Source organism: Kitasatospora sp. NPDC049285 (assembly GCF_040678815.1).
Classification (GTDB): Bacteria; Actinomycetota; Actinomycetes; order Streptomycetales; family Streptomycetaceae; genus Kitasatospora.
This window is the reverse complement of sequence record NZ_JBFAQR010000098.1, coordinates 1-19,196: the sequence shown is the minus strand read 5'-3', so window position 1 is coordinate 19,196 and position 19,196 is coordinate 1. Positions and strand designations below refer to the sequence as shown.

17 protein-coding genes and 2 pseudogenes are annotated in these 19,196 nt (G+C 70.2%); 10 read left to right on the top strand and 9 right to left on the bottom strand.

Annotation, left to right across the window (positions count from 1 at the left end; all coding sequences use genetic code 11):
- Positions 1 to 110 (bottom strand): annotated as a pseudogene (locus AB0K51_RS33340) (IS5/IS1182 family transposase); the annotation flags it as partial.
- Between the two features lie 137 nt (positions 111 to 247).
- Between AB0K51_RS33340 and AB0K51_RS33335 the strand changes: the two are divergent.
- Together AB0K51_RS33335 and AB0K51_RS33330 are read left to right on the top strand one after the other, a co-directional pair.
- Positions 248 to 586 carry a hypothetical protein gene (locus tag AB0K51_RS33335; protein ID WP_363461789.1) on the top strand — a complete coding sequence of 113 codons (339 nt, stop codon included), beginning with the start codon at positions 248 to 250 and terminating at the stop codon, positions 584 to 586.
- Positions 587 to 836: 250 nt separating this feature from the next.
- Positions 837 to 1,766 (top strand): DUF4240 domain-containing protein, encoded by a 930-nt coding sequence (locus tag AB0K51_RS33330; protein ID WP_363461787.1) that lies wholly within the window; start codon positions 837 to 839, stop codon positions 1,764 to 1,766.
- Positions 1,767 to 2,115: 349 nt separating this feature from the next.
- Here AB0K51_RS33330 and AB0K51_RS33325 read toward each other — a convergent pair whose 3' ends face one another.
- Positions 2,116 to 2,610 carry an Rrf2 family transcriptional regulator gene (locus AB0K51_RS33325; protein WP_363461785.1) on the bottom strand — a complete coding sequence of 165 codons (495 nt, stop codon included), beginning with the start codon at positions 2,608 to 2,610 and terminating at the stop codon, positions 2,116 to 2,118.
- A gap of 101 nt (positions 2,611 to 2,711) precedes the next feature.
- Between AB0K51_RS33325 and AB0K51_RS33320 the strand changes: the two genes are divergently transcribed.
- Complete coding sequence (locus AB0K51_RS33320; protein ID WP_363461783.1) at positions 2,712 to 3,443, top strand: SDR family oxidoreductase; 732 nt, start codon at positions 2,712 to 2,714, stop codon at positions 3,441 to 3,443.
- A 197-nt stretch (positions 3,444 to 3,640) separates the two neighbouring features.
- On the opposite strand, the gene AB0K51_RS33315 is transcribed toward AB0K51_RS33320, so the two are convergent.
- The gene (locus AB0K51_RS33315; protein WP_363461781.1) at positions 3,641 to 5,995 is read right to left on the bottom strand and encodes an FtsX-like permease family protein; all 2,355 of its coding nucleotides are present in this window, start codon (positions 5,993 to 5,995) and stop codon (positions 3,641 to 3,643) included.
- A gap of 145 nt (positions 5,996 to 6,140) precedes the next feature.
- Positions 6,141 to 6,878 (bottom strand): ABC transporter ATP-binding protein, encoded by a 738-nt coding sequence (locus AB0K51_RS33310; RefSeq protein WP_363461779.1) that lies wholly within the window; start codon positions 6,876 to 6,878, stop codon positions 6,141 to 6,143.
- Between AB0K51_RS33310 and AB0K51_RS33305 the strand changes: the two genes are divergently transcribed.
- The 4 genes from AB0K51_RS33305 (at position 6,877) to AB0K51_RS33290 (ending at position 10,516) form a co-directional block, all read left to right on the top strand.
- The gene (locus AB0K51_RS33305; RefSeq protein ID WP_363461777.1) at positions 6,877 to 8,229 is read left to right on the top strand and encodes a histidine kinase; all 1,353 of its coding nucleotides are present in this window, start codon (positions 6,877 to 6,879) and stop codon (positions 8,227 to 8,229) included. The genes AB0K51_RS33310 and AB0K51_RS33305 overlap by 2 nt on opposite strands.
- 73 nt (positions 8,230 to 8,302) lie before the next feature.
- Positions 8,303 to 8,986, top strand: a complete 684-nt coding sequence (locus AB0K51_RS33300; RefSeq protein WP_363461793.1) for a response regulator transcription factor — start codon at positions 8,303 to 8,305, stop codon at positions 8,984 to 8,986.
- A 274-nt stretch (positions 8,987 to 9,260) separates the two neighbouring features.
- Complete coding sequence (locus AB0K51_RS33295; RefSeq protein ID WP_363461791.1) at positions 9,261 to 10,178, top strand: NADP-dependent oxidoreductase; 918 nt, start codon at positions 9,261 to 9,263, stop codon at positions 10,176 to 10,178.
- Between the two features lie 146 nt (positions 10,179 to 10,324).
- Positions 10,325 to 10,516 carry a hypothetical protein gene (locus tag AB0K51_RS33290; RefSeq protein WP_363461775.1) on the top strand — a complete coding sequence of 64 codons (192 nt, stop codon included), beginning with the start codon at positions 10,325 to 10,327 and terminating at the stop codon, positions 10,514 to 10,516.
- A gap of 141 nt (positions 10,517 to 10,657) precedes the next feature.
- Here the strand turns inward: AB0K51_RS33290 and AB0K51_RS33285 are convergent, their stop codons facing one another.
- The 3 genes from AB0K51_RS33285 to AB0K51_RS33275 all read right to left on the bottom strand — a co-directional run bounded on the left by AB0K51_RS33285 (position 10,658) and on the right by AB0K51_RS33275 (position 13,183).
- A complete protein-coding gene (locus tag AB0K51_RS33285) occupies positions 10,658 to 11,029 on the bottom strand; it encodes a hypothetical protein (protein ID WP_363461773.1) in 372 nt (123 codons plus the stop codon).
- Positions 11,030 to 11,639: 610 nt separating this feature from the next.
- Positions 11,640 to 12,581, bottom strand: coding sequence for a helix-turn-helix domain-containing protein (locus AB0K51_RS33280; RefSeq protein WP_363461771.1), 942 nt, complete (start codon positions 12,579 to 12,581; stop codon positions 11,640 to 11,642).
- Between the two features lie 41 nt (positions 12,582 to 12,622).
- Positions 12,623 to 13,183 carry a TetR/AcrR family transcriptional regulator gene (locus tag AB0K51_RS33275; RefSeq protein ID WP_095877722.1) on the bottom strand — a complete coding sequence of 187 codons (561 nt, stop codon included), beginning with the start codon at positions 13,181 to 13,183 and terminating at the stop codon, positions 12,623 to 12,625.
- A 111-nt stretch (positions 13,184 to 13,294) separates the two neighbouring features.
- Between AB0K51_RS33275 and AB0K51_RS33270 the strand changes: the two genes are divergently transcribed.
- From AB0K51_RS33270 to AB0K51_RS33260, 3 genes are all read left to right on the top strand, one after another.
- A complete protein-coding gene (locus AB0K51_RS33270; RefSeq protein WP_363461769.1) occupies positions 13,295 to 13,981 on the top strand; it encodes an SDR family oxidoreductase in 687 nt (228 codons plus the stop codon).
- Positions 13,982 to 14,112: 131 nt separating this feature from the next.
- Positions 14,113 to 15,117: an NADP-dependent oxidoreductase gene (locus tag AB0K51_RS33265; RefSeq protein ID WP_363461767.1), complete on the top strand. Its 1,005-nt coding sequence runs from the start codon at positions 14,113 to 14,115 to the stop codon at positions 15,115 to 15,117.
- A 233-nt stretch (positions 15,118 to 15,350) separates the two neighbouring features.
- Complete coding sequence (locus AB0K51_RS33260) at positions 15,351 to 16,232, top strand: alpha/beta hydrolase (protein WP_363461765.1); 882 nt, start codon at positions 15,351 to 15,353, stop codon at positions 16,230 to 16,232.
- A gap of 8 nt (positions 16,233 to 16,240) precedes the next feature.
- Here the strand turns inward: AB0K51_RS33260 and AB0K51_RS33255 are convergent.
- Together AB0K51_RS33255 and AB0K51_RS33250 are read right to left on the bottom strand one after the other, a co-directional pair.
- Positions 16,241 to 17,432: pseudogene (locus tag AB0K51_RS33255) on the bottom strand (IS110 family transposase).
- 556 nt (positions 17,433 to 17,988) lie between these two features.
- Entirely contained in the window at positions 17,989 to 18,948 is a 960-nt protein-coding gene (locus tag AB0K51_RS33250; protein ID WP_363461763.1) for a chlorophyllase, read from the bottom strand.
- Between the last annotated feature and the right edge of the window lie 248 nt (positions 18,949 to 19,196).

Below are 19,196 nucleotides of genomic sequence, written 5' to 3'. Positions count from 1 at the left end.
ATGTCCAGGCCGCGGCCGCGTCGCTCGGCCCGCCACGCCGTCAGGACCGGCTCGACCAGCTCCCACCGGGCATCGGACAGATCGCTCGGGTAGCGGCGACGTTCAGGCATGATGCTGATCTACCCGCCGACTCCGGGCGCGCGTGCCAGCGCTCGAAGCACACGGCGCACAATCTGTATCCCGGGATGAAACGGGAGGAGCGTGGACAAGACAGCGGCCTCGCCGCACCCCCAGAATCGCCAGCCCTATGAGCACCACCAGTCACACCACATCAGAAGCACATATCGCCAAAAATAGTGCCAGAAGTGACTTAAACGCCCTCTCAGAGGCGAACGTGGTGCTGAATGTCCTCTTCGAAGGTGGCCAGGGCCTGCGCGGTGAGAGTGGGCCGGGTGTCGGCGATCGCCGCGCGGAAGTTTTCCGTGCCCGCCGGGATTCCCGCACGGTGGGCGATCTCCTGTTCGAACGCCCGCTGGGCGCCCTTACGCGCGTCTTCCTGGCCAGATCGGACGCCGAGGACGCCCAAGCCGTGATCACCGCGAAGTCGGTCAACTGCTGGATCGAGGAGCTCCCGATCTCGTTCTGACCGGGATCCGCCCAGGCACCCTCGATAGCGCAAAGAAAGGTCTTCTCGACGGCCAGTCAGGAAGCCTTCATGCAGGGCCACGTGGACGCCTGTCGGATCCTGGGTGGGGCCCCGGTTGGGCACATCGGCTACGACAACCTGAAGCCGGCAGTCTCCCCGCTCTGTTTCGGCCGCTCGCGGGTGGAGTCGCACAGGTGGGCGGCGTTCCGCTCGCACTACGGTCCAGCAGCGCAGCTGGACACTATCCCCGTTGGAGACGCGGATCGCCAAGCTGCCGCCCTGTCAGTCCTGGCGGATGGAACGGGTCTGGAGCCCGGACGAGGAGAGCAGCGTGGCGCACGACGCGGCGTACGAGAACGCCGCGGTGGCGATCGACGGCGCGCGGCTGCACCCGAGCGATCTGGATCGCCTACGCCACGATCGCCTACGAGGTGGCCGCCTGCGCGAGGCGACTTCGCCGATGACGAAGCCGACACGGGTGGCGTGGACCGAGGGCCTGGTCTGCCTCAACCCGCTCCGGAGTTCCGGGCCTGGCCCCCGGGGGCTGGGCATAGCCCGGTGGGACGACTTCGGCCCGCACCCGCCCGCCTGGCGGCCGCCGTCCGACCCGCCTTGTCGGGGCCCGATGGCATGCTCGGCGGTCATGGACACTCAGCAGTTCTGGAAGTTGATCGAGGAGGCCCGCTCGCGGGTGCCGGCCCCGGACAATGGCGACGCCGTCGCCGAGCAGGCCGCCGCGTTGCTCGCGCTCCGCCCGCCTCGGGAGATCATCGCCGCCGACCGGATCCTCTCGGGTCTGATGGCCGACTCCTACCGATCCCCGCTCTGGGGCGCTGCCTACGTGATCAACGGCGGATGTTCCGACGACGGCTTCGACTACTTCCGTGGCTGGCTGATCACGCAGGGCCGTGAGACGTTCGAGCGCATCATTGCTGATCCCGACGCGCTCGCCGGCCTCCCCGCCGTACGCGCTTTCGCTGCTGACGGGCTCGACATCTGGTGCGAAGAGGCCCTGAGCATCGCCTGGACTGCCCATCAGACAGCCACCGGCGAGGAACTTCCCAACGACGGTTTCAGCATTCGCCTCCCGGACCTGGACCCGGACTGGAACTTCGACTTCGACGACCGCGAGGAGATGAGTCGGCGGCTTCCGCGGCTGACCAAGCTCTACCCGGAATAGGCCCCCGCCCGCGGACCACGGAACTCTTGGTGCCGGCACGATCGGCGCTGATCGAGCTGCACCGAGCGGTCAGTCGGCCAACGGCGCGCGGCACAGGTTCAGGGCCGCAGCTGTCATGTCCGAACGCGTGAGTGGCATCCGCGGAGTGCATCCGGGAAGCGATCGCTGACGACTTGGGAAGCGATCTTCGGCGCCCTCGGATCTCCCCAGCCAGCCCTACTGGACGTTCGCCCCGACCTCCCTGCTCGACCACCCCGAACCCATCGACATCACCGGCCCGCTCACCCTCACCGCCGCCGCCATCCAAATCCTGGTGCACGACCTGCGGCTCAACTCATTCGGAAAACGGTCAGTAAGGCCGATCACCCGGATCCGCGTTCAACCAGGCGCCGATCCTCGGCAGAGCCTCGGGACCGCTGTCGCCCTCCACCGATGCGGCGAGGTCGGCGATCGTGACGGCTGCCAGGGACGCGCGCCACGCCGCGTCGGCCGCTCCCATTGCTCTGGCGATGGGGCATTGCTTCGTGCACTGCTCCGGCGGCGTCCCCAGCGGGCCGCGCTGACGTATCTCGGTGCAGACGAACGCGGGACTCGCCCCGTCGACGGCCTGTACGACGTCCAGCAGGCTGACCTCCTCGGGCTTCCTGGTGAGGACGTAGCCGCCGGTCTTGCCCTGGACCGAGTGCACCAGGCCCGCGCGGGACAGCGCCTGCATCTGCTTGGCCAGATAGCTCGGCGACACGTCGTGCAGCGCGGCCAGCCGGGCCGCCGGCACCGGATCGCCGACCGCGGTCAGCACCACGCAACAGTGCAGTGCCCACTCCACGCCACCGGACAGTTTCATGCCACCTCCACTTGACTCGGACACAGGATATCCGAGTACTATCTCGGATATAAGCTGTCCGAGTTTCCGGGGGAGCTCGACCCCACCAGGGAAGGCGCACCATGAAGATCACCGTCATCGGCACCGGGCTCATCGGCTCGCAGCTCGCCACCGAGCTCACCGCACGAGGCCACCAGGTGACCACCGCATCGCTGTCGTCCGGCGTCGATCTGCTCACCGGAGCCGGCCTCGACGCGGCGCTCGCCGGCGCGGAGGCAGTGGTGAACGTGACCAACTCCCCCACGTTCGACGAGCAGTCGATCGAGTTCTTCCGGACCACGGTGGGCAACCTCCTCGCCGCTGGCGAGCGGGCCGGTGTGCGCCACCAGGTGGTGCTGTCCATCGTCGGCGTGGACCAGGTCCCCGAACTGGACTACTACCGCGCCAAGACGCTCCAGGAGGAGCTGCTGCGGGGCGGTCCGACGCCCTACTCCATCGTGCGCGCCACGCAGTTCTTCGAGTTCATGGAGCCCACCATGTCGTGGACCTCGGACGAGACCGCCGTGCGACTGCCGGCGACGTTGCTCCAGCCGATCGCCAGCCACGACATCGTCGACGTCCTCGCAGACGTGGCCACCGGCACGCCGCTCGGCGGCGTCCTCGAGATCGCGGGCCCCGACACGTTCACGCTCGACGAGATCGGCCGCATCACGCTGGCCGCGCGGGGCGACCGGCGCCCCGTCGTCGTCGACGACCAGGCGGGCCTGTTCGCCGCCGTCCACGGAGACGTCCTCACCCCGGGCCCCGACGCCCGCCTCGCACCGACCCGCTACCAGGACTGGCTCAACGGCTGAGCCCACCCAGCTGGGTACCTCTCACGCCTCTGTGCTGAGGGAAAACGCCGAACTGCCGACCTCCCACGGGTATCAACCGTAGGAGGTCGGCATTGGCATACCCGCCGCGCCGTGCAGTGCCCAGCACCGCTTCTGCCGCGGCGACCAGCGGCCCTGCTCCGCCCTACTCGGCCCTGCTCGCTCGGCTCTACTCGGACCTACTCGGTCCGCAGCGCGGTGGCGGTCCGCGACCGGGCCGCCCAGCTGGCTGGCAGCAGTGCGCCGAGCAGGGCGATCACGATCCCGCCGGCCAGCAGGGGGATGAGCAGCCCGGTGGTGTAGGTGTGGGACACGCTCGGCGGCAGGTGCCGGCCGATCGCGTTCCCCATCGGGGTCAGCGTCGCCTTCTCCACCGCGACCCCGAGCGGGACCCCGACCAGCCCGGCGATCAGGCCGGTGAGGGACACCGAGGTCAGGACCATCGCGGTGGTCTGCTTGGGCGTCATCCCGAGGGCCTTGAGGATCCCCAGGTCATGGACCCGCTCCCGGGTGTCCTGCACGACCGTGCTCAGCACCCCGAGCGCGGCGACCGCGATCATCATCAGCGTGAGCGTGGCCACCAGGGCGCCCATGGTGATCACAATGATGTTCTTGCCCCCGCCCGAGTTCGGCTGGACCGAGGCGTCCAGCGGGGTCAGCGCGGCGGCCGCCGAGGTGGACCAGTCCGATCCGTTGACGTTGTCGGCCAGCTCGACGTTGAACTGGTCGATGTGCGGGGTCAGACCGGCGGCGGTGAAGGTGGCCGCATCCGTCATGACCGTGTAGTCGCCCTGGTTGGTGTCGAAGTTGATGCCGACGACCTTCAGCGACAGTTGCTTGTTCTGCTGCGCCACGGTGACGTCGTCACCGACGTGGATCCCCACCGTCGTGGCCAGCTTGTCGCCGACCACGGCCTCGCCGGGCGCCGCGTACCAGCGGCCGGACAGCAGCTCCAGGTGCGTCCAGGAGAAGTCACCGGTGGTCGTGAACACCTTCGCCGGTTCGCCGCCGGGCGGGGTGCCGACCATGGTCGCACCGCTGTCGCCCCAGCCGAACGCGGCCTTCGTGCCGGGGATCCCGGCGAGCGCGGCGGCGACCTTGGCGGCGTCCAGGTGCGGGGTGCGCGGGTCGTTGGGGCCGTAGAGACCCCAGGGCACGCCCACGTCGGCTGTGGGTTCCACGAACTCCGACGCGACGTTGAAGCCTGAGGTGCTGGCGTCCAGGTACCTGTTGAACCCGGTCTCCAGCCCCACCGCGAACGTGACGCTCACTACGCCGAACAGCACCGCCGCACCGACCAGTACGGCCCGGGCCGGCCGGGCGAACGGCTGGGCCAGCCCCAACGACACGGCCCGGGGCAGCGGCAGCCGCGAGGCCAGACGCTGCGCCGTCCGACCGCCCCCGGCCTTGGGGGCGCGGCCCACGACCAGAGCCCGCACCGTCGGCATCCGGCCGGCTCGCAGGGCCGGGATCAAAGCCGTGACGCCGACGATCAGCAGGGTGCCCAGCGGCACCACGGCGCTGACCCACAACGGGATCGTGGCACCGGCCGAACTGGCCGCGCCGAGCTGCTTGGTCGCCCCGTCCAGGATCGGCACGGCCAGGAGGTTGCCGAAGACCGTGCCGAGCACCAGGCCGAGGGCCGCCGGGATCACGGCCTGCGCGGTGTAGGCGCGGGCCACCTGCGAAGGGGTGAAGCCCAACGACTTCAGAATCCCGATGCGCCGGATTCCCGAGGCCACAGCCCCGCTGACCACGATCGAGATGATCAGCACCGACATGAACAGCCCGAGGATCCCGAAGGCGATCAGGAACGGCACGTAGGCCTTGGCGTTGCCGGTCACCAGCTGCTCCGCGGTCAGGTACGACTGTCCGGCCTCGACCGAGCCGGCCGGCGCGGCGGCGGCCACCGCCTGCTTGTCGGTGGCGATGTCGGCGTCGGTCCCGGCCTTGGCGAACCGGTAGAGCATCTGCTCGTCGGACTTGGCACCGGCGGCGGTGAGCCGCGCGAAACCGTCGGCGGTGGCGAAGGCGGTCGCGCTGTCGGTCACCGAGTTGGCGAAGCCGACGACCTTGAACGACGGCTTGCCCGGCAGGGAGGAGAACACCACCGAATCGCCGAAGCAGTCGGCGGCATAATGCTGCCACGGCAGGGCGATCTCGCCCGGGCTGGTCGGCCAGCGGCCCCGGGTCAGCGCCAGCTGGTCCATCCCGGAGGTGCTGCCCAGGTCGGGCCGGGTGGTGACGGTGATCGGACCGTTGTCGTGACCGGCGAAAGCCTCGTGCGGGCAGTCAGTGCCGACCGTCGTGTCCAGGGCGGCGGCGACCTGGTACGGCCCGGCCGCCTCGGTGACGCCGGCGGCGTGCGCGGTGGCGGCGGCCTGCGCGGCCGTGACCTTCGAGCCGTCGAACTGGACCGCCAGGTGCGCCCCGTTCCGCGCACGGAAGGCGTGCTCGAACGGGGCCTGCACGACGGCCAGCAGACCGAGGGAAAGCACTGAGGACGTCACCGCGGCGAACGTCGTCAGAGCCATGACGAGGGACTGGACCCGACGGCGACCCACACCGGAACGTACGACCTTGCCCAGGGCGCTCACCGGCTCACCGCCGGCAGCGGGCGGGCCACGGCCCGGAACCCGACATCGAGGACGTGCCAGGGCATCGGCGGCTGGCGCAGGGTCATCGGACCACTCCAGCCGGGCCGTTCAGCGCGGCGCCCGCGACCACGTTGACCGTGTTGGCCACGTCCCGTGCCACCGCGCCGTCCACCAACTCGATCGTGCGGCGCGCGGTGCTCGCGGCCAGCTGCACGTCGTGGGTGACCAGCAGGATGGTCTGGCCCTCGCTGTTCAGGTCCAGCAGCAGCTCGCGCACGTCCTCGGCCGAGCTCGAGTCCAGCGCGCCGGTCGGCTCGTCGGCCAGCAGCAGCGCCGGCTTGTTCATCAGGGCCCTGGCCACCGCCACCCGCTGCCGTTCCCCGCCGGACAGCCGCTGGGGATAGGCCTTGAGATGCCGGTCGATGCCCAGCGAGTCGAGCAGCTCGACGGCCCGCCGCTTCGCTTCGCCCTTGTCCATCCCGGCCAGCTGCGCCGGAACCATGACGTTGTCCAACACGGTCAGGTCGTCCAGCAGGTTGAAGAACTGGAAGATCATGCCGATGGAGGCCCGGCGGTACTTCGCCGAACCGGCCTCGCCGAGCTGGTCGACGCGGGTGCCGTCGACGGTCACGGTGCCGCTGGAAGGCTTGTCCAGACCCGCGATCAGGTTCAGCAGCGTGGACTTGCCACTGCCGGAATGGCCGAGGATCGCCACGCACTCACCAGCCGCCACGGACAGGCTGACGCCGGCCAGTGCGGGCGGACCGTCGTCGTACTTCTTTGTCGTGTCGCGAAGATCGATCATCGGTGCATTCGTCATGACCATGAACCTAGGAACGGACCACGATCCACCGCGTCGGCCGGCGGATGTCACCTCTTCCCAGGCCATCGGCCCGGGGGCGTATCCGGCGTACATCCCCGGGGCGACGCGTAGGGCTGACGCCACTGCATACGATCTCCGCATGGAACAGCTTCTCCAGCGCCTGTCGACATCGAAACGCGTGACCTGGCTGATGTCACAGGCCGTGGTGCTGGCCACCGCCTGCCTGTACGCGCTGATCCTCGCCTTGACGATGCTGCCCACCGATTGGGCGCACTACGACGGCCTGTTCCGGTTCCCCGGCATCTCGCCCTTCGAGATGCTCGGTCTCTGTGTCGTGCTCGCCCTGCCGGTTCTGCTGGTGCGCCGTCTGCCGGCGGTGGTCTTCGCGGCGGTCCTGGGCGAAGCAGTCCTCGGCGACGCCTTCGGCGCGCGGCCCGTGATCGTGTTCGTCCTGCTCGTCGGCTTGGGCTGGTACCTCGCGGTCCGGCGGCCGAAGGTTGCCGCCGTCGGCTCCGTCGCGGCCGTCGCGGCCGCGTTCCTCAACTGCCTTCACGTCCCCGAGCAGACTGTCGGCGACGCGTCCCAGTGGGCCGGGCAGTTCGCGTTGTGGTTCGCGGTCGCGTGGGTCTTCGGCGGGGTGTACCGCAAGCGCAGTGAATACCTCGAAGCCCTGCAGGAGCAGACCGCGGCCCGCGTCGTCATGGCCGAGCGGCTGCGGATCGCCCGCGAGCTGCACGACAGCGTCGCGCACAGCATCGGGATCATCACGGTGCTGTCGGGAGCGGCGGCGCGGGTCGTGGAGACCAAGCCCGAGCAGACGCGGCAGGCGCTGACCGGCATCGAGACCACCAGCCGGGAGACGCTGCTGGAGCTGCAGCGCATGCTCGGGGCGCTCCGCCGCGCCGAGCCGGACGACGCCATGCCGCAGGCCGCTCCGCTGGCGCCGGCCGGCAGCCTGGCCGACGTCCCGCAGCTCGCCGAACGCACGGCCGGCGCCGGGGTGCGGGTTCAGGTGACCTGGCGGGGCGAGCGGCGTCCACTGCCGCCGGAGATCGAACTGTCGGCGTTCCGGATCGTCCAGGAGTCGGTGACGAACGTGGTGCGGCATTCCAGGGCGCGGACGTGCCGGGTCGCGGTCGGTTACGAGCCGGAAGGGGTGACGATCGAGGTGGTGGACGACGGGGACGACGGCCTTGGCGGGCCGGGCCGTCCGAGGCTCTCCACGGCCGGCGGGGGCGGCTTCGGCCTGCTCGGCATGCGCGAGCGGGTGACGTTGCTGTCCGGCCAGTTCAGCGCCGGGCAGCGTCCGGAGGGCGGATTCCGGGTGACGGCGAGGCTCCCGGCGTGAGCGAGCGAAGCGGGCTCACCGTCAACAGGTGCGCGTGCGCGAAGCGCTCGCCGAGCGTCAGCGAGGCGGGCGCATGAGCGTGCGGGTGCTGCTGGTCGACGACCAGCCCCTGATGCTGGTCGGGCTCGGGATCCTGATCGGCGACACCGACGACCTGGAGGTGGTGGGCGAGGCCGGCGACGGCCGCGAGGCGGTGCGCCTGGTGCGTGAACTGCGGCCGGACGTCGTGGTGATGGACATCCGGATGCCGGGCGTGGACGGGATCGAGGCGACCCGGCAGGCGACCGCCGAACCGGACCCGCCCAAGGTCCTGGTGCTCACGACCTTCGACCACGACGAGTACGTCTACGGCGCACTGCGCGCCGGGGCCAGCGGATTCCTGCTCAAGAGCATGGCCCTGGACGCGATCCTGGAAGCGATCCGCGTGGTGGCCGCGGGCGACGCGTTGATCGCGCCGAGCGTGACCCGACGACTGATCGCGGACTTCGCCGGAACGTCCGGCCCCGCGGCCCCCGAACCCGACGCCGGGCCCGTCGCGGACTCGAGCCCCATCGCGGGGATCACCGACCGGGAGCGCGAGGTGCTGGCACTGGTCGGACAGGGACTGTCGAACACCGAGATCGCCGAGCGGCTGGTGATCAGCACGGCGACCGCGAAGACCCACGTCGCGCGTCTGTTCGCCAAGCTCGAGGCTCGGGACCGCGTCCACCTGGCGATCATCGCCTTCGACACCGGACTCGTGCCGCGTAGACGGTAGGGGCAGACGGTGGGGGCAGGATCAGTGTCAGCGGCCATGGAGAATTCCCCAGGTGCGGCCACCTCTGCCGTCACTCCCCGTCGATGTCCTGGGTCCGGGTCGCACGGTGCGAGCGAGGCCGCAGGTGGGTCCTGGGCGCGGACGGCATCGCCGTTGTCGTGCTCGTGGGAATACGGATCCGCGCTTGATCTTTGAATGCTGCGGCACGGCGGCGTCAGCCCTCTGGCGCGGCCGGCCGAGTCTTGTCCGGACGAGAAAGCGCGGTGATCAGGCAATGCAGGCGGTGCGGTTTCACGAGTACGGCGGGATCGAGGTGCTGCGGGTGGAGGAGGTGGAGCGGCCGGTGCCCGGTCCGGCGCAGGTGTTGGTCGAGGTCCGCGCGGCCGGGATCCAGCCCGGCGAGGCGCATATCCGCGTGGGCGCGCTGCACGAACGCTGGCCGGCGACGTTTCCCTCCGGGCAGGGCAGCGACCTCGCCGGAGTCGTGGTGGAGCTCGGCCCGCATGTCCGGGGCTTCGCGGTGGGCGATGAGGTGCTGGGCTTCACCCACCGGCGGGCCAGCCATGCCCAGTTCGTCGTGGTGGACGACGTGAATCTGGTCTCCCGTCCGGCGGGGTTGCCGTGGGAGGTGGCCGGGGCACTGTACGTGGCCGGCACGACCGCCTACGCCACCGTGTTCGCGGTGGACCCGGGCCCGGACGACACGGTCGTCGTCTCCGGTGCGGCGGGCGGTGTCGGGTCGCTTGCGGTGCAGCTCGCGCGACTGCGCGGCGCCACGGTGATCGGGCTGGCCGGCGAGCGGAACCACGCGTGGTTGAAGGACCACGGTGTCCTCCCGGTCGAGTACGGGCCCGGCGTGGCCGAGCGGATCCGTCAGGCGTCCGGCGGCAGGGTCGACGCGTTCATCGACACCTTCGGCGACGGTTACGTGGCACTGGCGGTGGAGCTGGGCGTGCGGCCCGAACGAATCAACACCATCCGCGACTGGCAGGCCGCGGCCGAGGTCGGCGCGCGGACCTACGGAGAGGGTGCGGCGGCGTCCGCGGTCGTCCTCGGCGAGCTGGCCCGGCTCGCCGCGCGCGGCGAGTTGGAGGTGCCGATCGCCCGTACCTACCTGTTGGAAGAGGTGCGAGACGCCTTCCGCGAGCTGGAACAGCAGCACACCCACGGCAAGATCGTGCTCCGCCCCTAGCCGTTCCTGGCCCGAGGCGAGCCTCAGGCAGACATCTCCGAGCATCCACGCAGCGTGACCGCCGGCGGCCAGTTGACTCCCCATCAGGTGGCCGCCGGCGGGGAATCGCAACTGGCCGCTGACAGATCAGAACGACGATCGCGACCATGAGTCCGCCGCGTTCCGGATGCGCCGGCACACCGCTGTTCGCCGCAGGATCGGGCTTCGGGGAGTACCTGTCGCTCGCGGCGGCGCCCCCGGAGGCCCGGGTGGGCGGCCGGTCGGTGCTGCCGATCCCGGCCCCCGTGCCGCTGGCCTCGGTCCGGACGCGCTGCCGACGGACTACCAACGGCTGCTGACGATCGTCCGCGACCCGGCCGGGCGGGCACAACGGGCGGACGGGGCGCGGCAGCACCGGTCTGGCTGTGGTCGGCGTCCAAGAAGGTTCCACAGGCTGGTGCCGCTCACCTGTGACAACGGCCTGCAGCTCCGCGCGGGATTCAGGAGGGCAGTTCCCAGACGGTCACGTCCAGCTTCTGCCGGCCGCCGCTTCCTCCGGAAGGTTTGAAGTAGCCGACCCGACCCGCCTCCGTTCCGAAGCAGGCCATCGCGCCCTCCGGGACGTCTTCCGTCCGCTGTCCCGGGTTGCTGTTGAGCAGGCTCACGCAGTCCAGGCGGTTCGGTGCCGCCGGGCCGTTCCAGCGGACGATCGTGTTGCCGGCGTAGGTACCGGCTGTACAGGTGAGCTGGCAGGCGAGGGAGATGTCTCCCATCGGCGCCCGCTGCGGTGGGTCCGGGTCCAGGAACCAGCCGGTGGTGGGAATACCGCCGCTGCTGCCGTCGTCCAGGGTGAGCGTGCCGTACCACCTCACGCGCACGGCCCCGGCAGGCGGCCCGGCCGATGACGGCGGCGGCACGGGGCTCAGGGACGGCGAGGGCGAGGGAGACGGTCCGGCGGTAGGAGACGGCGGCAGCGACCGTGACTGGTCCGTGGAAGGACCGGGCGAGAACGGTGTCGTGGACACCTCCGGGCCCGGGCGCACCGGCCGTCCCCCACGCTGGAACAGCACTGCCCCCCAGACGGTCGCCGCGACCGCGACGAGGACCGCGGCCAGACCCGCCACGCGCACCGAGACCGACAGGTAGTGGTGGTGCACGTTCCGGTTGGTGACCGACACCGGCCCGTCGATCCGGGTAGCCGCGACCGAACCGTGGTCCCCGGAGACGGACGCGTCCCCGGAAACGTGCACACCCGGCCCGTCCGCTTCGGCTGAACCCGCCGAGCCGCGCCCTCTCAGAGAACCACCGGGCTCACGGCCGGCCCGCGGCTCCCCGGCACCGGCCGCGCCCCGCGCTCCCGAGTCCCCACCGTTCACCCGCCCCCTCCCCCAACACACACCTGATGGACCATCAACCGCCCGCCCACACGGCAGCGTACTGCCGACGGGTCACGGACAGTGGGCGAAGTCGCGGGACGGGAGTTCAAGCATCCAGCCGTGGCGAGGGTGCTGTCGCGGCCGGATCCGGCAGGGGAATCGGGGTGCAGTGCTCGCAGGTCACAGGTCGCGACTTGCCCGCTGACGCGGCCTTCGGCCAGGGGCTGCGACAACCAGGCGGAGCAATTCGACGGGGTCGGGTGTCACCCGAGTCGGAGGCCCGGTTCGAGGCCGGCCTGTCGTGGGCGCGGGTCTGGGCGACCGAGCAGGGCCGATCGATCACGGCGCTGGCGCGGCGTCGATCGGCGGCTACCGGCTCGGGAACTGGCTCACCTCCTTGCAGGCGCAGGCCGAGGTGCCGACGGACGAGCCGGGTGCGTTCACCCCGGAGCGGCGGCGCGCGTTGGAAGAGCTCGACCCGCGGTGGTGCCCGGCCTGGCCAGTCACCTGGCAGCGCGCGTACGCCGCCGCTCGGGCCCTGGTAGTTGGAGTCCGACGGCCGGGTCGACTGGGCGGCAATGCCGGAGGCAAAGGTGTTCGAACGCGAGCAGCTCGGCCGGTGGGTGCTGGCGCAGCGAGCCGGCTGGTCGGCCCCGCAGCGTGCGAGCGGTGTGCCGCTCTCGGCGGGCAACTGGCAGGCGAAGGCCTTGACCTGAGCAGCCTGCAGCGGCGTGAAGGAGGCGGGACGGCCGGACCGCTTGAGGTCGCCGAGGGCGGGCCGCCGGGATGCGGCGAAGCGGCCGCGCCACGTACGGACGGTGTCCAGGTGCAGCCCGGTCTCACGGGCGATGCGGGCGTTGGACCGGCCCCGGGCCGCGTGCAGCACCACGTGGGCGCGCTGCCGGATCCGGTGCTCGGTCCTGTGGCCGTAGGCCATTTTCTTCAACCGCTCCCACTCGGAGGCGGTCAGGGTTATCGGGCAGGCCGAGGGAACGGGCAAGGCAGGCAGGCCGATCGCGAGAAGTGGATGACGGTAGGTCGACGACACGCGCCCTTCCTGCGCGGTGCCGCCCTGTACCGCGTCTTTGGTCAGTTGGTGGCCGTCAGTGCCTCGCGTGCGGTGGTGAGGATCTTCTCGGAGAGTGGGGAGCCCTTGGTGGCGCGGGACAGGATGAGTGCGCCGAGCATGGTGCAGAGCCGGGTGATGCCGTCCTGGTCCTCGGTGGCGAGCCAGTCGGCGAAGTCGCCGACTCCCTGGGTGTAGACGCGGCGGGCCTCGCCGTCTGCGCCGTCGCGGGCCATGTCGCCGGCGAGTGCGGCGGCGGGGCAGCCGTCCGCGGCGCTGTCGCGGTGCTCGGTGGAGAGGTAGGCGTCGATCAGCGCCCGCTGGGCGGCGTCGCGCTGTCCGGCGTACTGGTCGAGCCCGTCCTTGTGGTGGCGGGCGAGTTCGGCGAAGGCGTGGGCGGTGGCTTCGTCGACGAGTGCCTCCTTGGAGGCGAACTGCTTGTAGAAGCCGCCGTGGGTCAGGCCGGAGGCCTTCATGAGGTCGGCGACGCTGACGTGGGTGCCCTGTTCCCGAAAGAGCCGGGAGGCGGTCTCCACGACCCGTCGGCGGTTGTCCCGTGCCTGTGCCTGCGATACGCGGCCCATTGGTCACCCTCCCAGTTGGATGTCGAGTCGAATCTATTCTAGACTCCAGTTTAGATGTTGGATGAAATCTATTGTGGCGGTCAGCTGCCGCCCACTACGTCGGGAGTGCTCATGGAACTGAAGGACGCGGTCGCGGTGGTCACTGGCGCCAACCGGGGGCTCGGGCGGCATCTTGCCGCCCAGCTCGTGGAGCGCGGGGCCAAGGTGTACGCGGCGGCCCGCCGCCCCGAGACGGTGGACCTTCCGGGCGTCGTCCCGCTGCGGCTGGACGTGACCGACGCGGAGTCGATCCGGGCGGCGGCCCGCATCGCCGCCGACGCGACGCTGCTGGTCAACAACGCGGGCATCTCCACCGGAACGCCGCTGATCGCGGGCAGCCCGGACGCGGTGCGCTTGGAAATGGAGGTGAACTACTTCGGCCCTCTCGCCGTGACGCGGGCTTTCGCCCCGGTCATCGAGTCCAACGGCGGCGGCGGCGTGCTCAACGTGCTGTCGGTCCTGTCCTGGATACACCCGGCCGGCCTCGGCGCATACGCTGCGGCGAAGGCGGCGGCATGGGCGCTGACCGGCGCGGTCCGAGAGGAACTGGCGCCCCGCGGCATCACGGTGACGGCGCTGCACGTCGGGTACATGGACACCGACATGGCCGCCGGCGTTCCCGCCGACCAGAAGGCAAACCCCGCCGAGGTCGCCACCCAGGCCCTGTCCGCCGTGGAGACGGGCCTGCCCGAGGTCCTCGCCGACGAGACCACCCGGTACGTCAAGCAGAGCCTGGCCACGTCGCCGAACGCGGCGTGAGAAGCACTCCGCCGCATCGGCGTGGGGCGCCGTGAACCAGCAGTGACTAGCAGAAAGTGGCTCGTACCGGGGCAGGCCCGGAAGCGAGCGGAGATCGCGTTCGGGTACGGACGGGACACGGAGACGGAGAGATGAAGACCTACCTGATCGAGAAGTACGGCGACCAGTCGGCGGTGCACGCCGCCGAGCTGCCCGATCCGCAGCCGGGTCCCGAGGATGTCCTGGTCGAGATCCACGCGGCGAGCGTCAACCCGCTGGACTTCAAGATCCGCGACGGCGCCTTCAAGAGGATCCTGCCGTACCGCCTTCCGCTCGTCCTGGGCAACGACCTCGCCGGAGTGGTGGTCCGGGTCGGCTCGTCGGTCACCCGCTTCGCGGTGGGCGACGAGGTCTACGCCCGGCCCGACAAGGACCGCATCGGCACCTTCGCCGAACTCATCGCCGTCCACCAGGACGACCTGGCCCCCAAACCCGCCGTCCTCACCATGGCGCAGGCCGCCTCCCTCCCGCTGGTCGCCCTCACCTCCTGGCAGGCGCTGGTAGAGAAGGCGCAGGTCCGGCCGGGCCAGAAAGTCCTGATCCACGCGGGCTCCGGCGGAGTGGGCACCATCGCCCTCCAGCTGGCCAGGCACCTGGGCGCACATGTGGCCACCACCGCGAGCGCGGCCAACGCCGACCTGGTCAAGGAACTCGGCGCGGACGTGGTCATCGACTACCGCGCCCAGGACTTCGAGCAGCTCCTGGACGGCTACGACGTCGTCCTGGACACCCTCGGCGGCGAGACCCTGGAGAAGTCGCTGCGGGTCCTTAAGCCTGGCGGGAAGGTCATCAGCATCGCCGGGCCGCCCGACGCGGACTTCGCCCGCGAGCTCGGCGCAAACCCGGTCCTGCGGCAGGCGATGAACGCGCTGAGCTTCAGGACCCGGCGCCGTGCCAAGCGCCACGGCGTCACCTACTCGTTCCTGTTCATGAAGGCCGACGGCGGCCAGCTGCGCGAACTCACCCGGCTCGTCGACGCCGGGCAGATCCACCCCGTCGTCGACCGGGTCTTCCCCTTCGACCGGACCCGCGACGCCATGGAGTACGCCGAGAAGGGCCGCGCGAAGGCCGGCAAAGTCGTCATCGCGATGGAGTGAGGTCTGCCGGCCGGTCCCCGCCTCCACCTGACCGGCCGGCCTCGGCAGACGAGTGGATCCCCCTCCCCGCCACCACAGGAATCGACCAGAGGTGCACCGCGCGCCCCTCCCACTCATCCGGCCGCCGGCCCCGCGCCCGCAGTCGGAAGACCGGGAAGCCGTCCTGCGCACACCCGCGAGGACGAAGCGGCCGGAGCGAGGCCGCGGTAGATCCGAGACCGAAGGGCACACCCATGAACGACACACATGAAGGTAGCGGCGGCACGGTGATGTCCTACCGGGACGCACCGACCCGCACCGTCACCGCCGACCAAGTGACCTTCGCCTACCGCGACCTCGGCCCCCGGTCCGGCATCCCGGTGATCTTCCTCACCCATCTTGCCGCGGTACTCGACAACTGGGATCCCCGTGTCGTCGACGGCATCGCCGCCAGGCACCGGGTGATCACGTTCGACAACAGGGGCGTCGGCGCGTCCACCGGTTCGACACCCAAGACCATCGAGAAAATGGCCGACGACGCCGTCACCTTCATCCGGGCACTCGAGCTCGACCAGGTGGACATCCTCGGCTTCTCGATGGGCGGGATGGTCGCCCAGGTGATCGCACAGAACGAACCGCAACTCGTTCGCAGGCTGATCCTCGCGGGCACAGGACCCGCCGGTGGCAAGGGTATTAAGAACGTGACCCGGATCTCCCACCTCGACACCCTCCGAGCACTGCTCACCCTCCAAGATCCGAAGCAGTACCTCTTCTTCACCCGTACCGCGAACGGACGCCGGGCCGGCAAGGAGTTCCTGGCCCGGCTGAAGGAGCGAACGCAACACCGGGACAAGGCGATCTCCCCCATCTCCTATCTCTCCCAGCTCAAGGCCATCCACCGATGGGGCCTGCAGGCGCCGGCCGACATGTCCCGCATCCACCAGCCGGTCCTGGTGGCCAACGGCGAGAGCGACCGGATGGTGCCGAGCGAGAACACCCTCGACCTCGCCGCACGACTGCCCCGGGGCGAACTCGTCCCCCTCTACCCGGACGCCGGACACGGCGGGATCTTCCAGTTCCACGACGCGTTCGTGGTGAGCGCCCTCGCATTCCTCGAGGCACGCCCCGATTCCTAATAGAGATGTCAAGCAGCCAGAGTGACGGACGGTATGGGTTCGCAGCACCGTCCGTCACGCAGAAGTGCCCATAGAACGTTGACCCTTCGACGCGCGAGTGCCATGACGGCTTGGCTGTGTCGTTTGCCTTCAGCGCGCTTGCGGTCGTAGAAGCGACGGGATTCGTCGCAGCATCGGATGCTGATCAACGCGGAGGTGTAGAAGACGCGTTGGAGGCGCCGGCTGTAGCGGGTGGGGCGATGGAGGTTGCCGCTCACCTTTCCGGAGTCGCGAGGCACCGGGGAGACGCCAGCGAAGGAGGCTGGCCGGCCCGCGCTGGCGAAGGCGCTCATGTCGCCACCGGTAGCGGCCAGGAACTCGGCGCCCAGGAGGACACCGATGCCAGGCATGCTGCTGATCACGTCTGCGTTGCGGTGGCGGCGAAACCGGCCCTCGATGAGTTTGTCGGTCTCCGCGATCTTCTCGTTGAGGGCCATCACCTCCCTGGCCAGGGAATGAACCACATGCGCGGTCATGTCCTCACCGGGGACACTGGTGTGCTGCCCTTCGGCGGCCTGGACGGCCTTGGCGGCGAGTTCGTCCGCGCTGCGGACCTTGCGGTTGCGCAGCCGGGTGGCCAGGCGCCGTCGGCCGGTGCGGCGGAGGGCGGCCGGTGTCTGATAGCCGGTCAGCAGCACCAGGGGGCCGATGTTGCCCAGGTCGAGCTCGCGTTCCAGGCCCGGGAAGATCTCGGTGAGGTGGCCGCGGAGCCGATTGATGGTTCCGGGTGCGGTCGTCGCTGAGGTCGCGGCGGTGTCGGGTGAGGACGTTCAGCTCGGACACCAGCTCGTCCCCGGGACGCAGGGGCGTGAGGTCGCGCCGGATGCGGGCCTGGTCGGCGATGACCGCCGCGTCCTTGGCGTCGGTCTTGCCGTCGCCCCGATAGCCCTCGGAGGCCCGATTGACCGCCCGGCCGGGGATGTAGAGGAGCGGCTGGCCGTGGTTGAGCAGGACCGCGATGACCAGAGCGGCCCCGCCGTCCGCCAGGTCGATGCCCCACGTCGCTTCGTCGCCCAGGTCGAGAACGTCTCCGAGCAGCTTGAACAGTTCACTCTCGTCGTTGGCGACGCGCCGGGACAGCAGTCGTTTGCCGGTGTCGTCGATCACTACGCAGTGGTGATGAGTCTTCCCGGCGTCGAGACCGGCCCAGATCGCTGTCACGCGCTTCTCCGCAGATCGCTGTTTCGTACGGGGTACCACGGACGACCTCGCTGTCGAGTCCGTACTGAGCGATCAGCGCCGCAATTCCTAATGAGCAGTCGAGTCGTCGTGGGGCGCCGGGCGGCGAATCGGAGGAAGCCACAACGCACCCGCGACGAGGCGAGCCAGCCTCCGATCAGACACCCTCCCGCCCACCTGCAGTGCCACCACCCCCGAGAACTCCCTCGATACCACATGTCGGCCACCCACCACGAGAACGCTGATGCCCAGTCTCGAAGTCAACCCCCGAAGGACTTACGACGCAGACCACTTAGTTACGACGGGAAGGACCACACCAGACGTCGACGACGTCGATCGCCGCGGCACAGACCCGAGGCGACGGCGTGCGCAGCGGGTCGCCGGCGGCGCCGACGCGAGCACCGATCGGCACCTGGCTCGCCTCCCTGCACACGGCGGCAGACGTGCCGGGGGCGAGCACAGGCGCTCGATGCGGAGCGGCGGCGGGCTCACGGCAACGGCACGGACCACCCCGTTGCAGGACGTGCCCCGCGGGTGGCTACTTGGATTCGATCCGTCCGACCGGGTCGGGGCTGGTCGCCAGCGCCTCGCGTGCGGTCTGCCAGGCGTTGTCACCGGGGTTGAGCCGGCTGCGGAGGTAGGCCGCGGTGAGCCGGCCGACGGCGGCGACTCGCTCGGGGCTCTCGTCCGTGGTCTCGGCGACGTCGTATCCGGGGATCCCGCCGAGCGCGTGCCCCGCGCCGAACAGGGTGAGCAGGGACTTGGGGCTGGGGCCGAGGGTGTAGGGGTCGGCGTGCCAGTCCGGCCCCATGTCCGTGAAGTGCCGGGAGTCGTCCTCGTCGCCGGCGACGACCAGCGCGGGTGTGGTCATCGTGGAGAAGTCGATGGTCCCGAGGACCGGCAGCGCGTCGGCCATGGGCCCGTTGAGGACGTCGCCCCTGCCGGGCGCGGCCAGCAGCACGCCCGCCTTGATCCGGGGCTCGCCGAGGCTCACTTCCTCCCCGGTGTCGGGGTCGGTGACCCGGGCGCCGAGCAGGAGACTGGAGGTGAAGCCGCCGAAGGAGTGTCCGGCGACGGCGACCTTGGTGTGGTCGATCCGCCCGGCGAGCAGGGGCACGGCCTTCTCGATCACGTCGAGCCGGTCGAGGATGTGGCTCATGTCCTCGGCGCGCGAGCGCCAGAAGAAGGGGGCGCCGGGAACGTCGGCGACCAGGTGGCTCAACGTCCTGGAGGTGAGGTGGGTGGGCTGGATGACGACGAATCCGTGTGCCGCCCAGAAGTTGACGAGCGGCGCGTAGCCGTTCATCGAGGAGAGGTTGTTCGAGGGGCCCTGGCCGTGGAAGAGCAGGATGACGGGTAGGCCGGTTCCGCTCTCGGGCGCGGTGACACGGATCTGGAGGTCCACGGGACGTCCGGGTACGGGCAGGACCACCGGGCTGTAGGACAGGACCGGGAGGGACGAGCCCAAGGTATCGGCGGTGGAGGTGAATGTGCTCATGACGCGTTCGCTGTCCTTCTGCGGATCCTGCCGCCGGTCTCGGTCGACCGGCGACTGACAAAGGCGGTCAGGGGCCCCGCTTCGGCTAACCTGAAGCGGAGCACCGCTCCAATTAGTATCCGGAGCGCTGCTCCGTTTCGTCAAGCGGCGTTGGAAGGAATCTCAATGATCGTGTCAAGCCGTCTGCGTGACCGACGGGGCGGAGGTGAACAGCCTCTTGTCACGCAGCATCGCCCACAGCACATCGA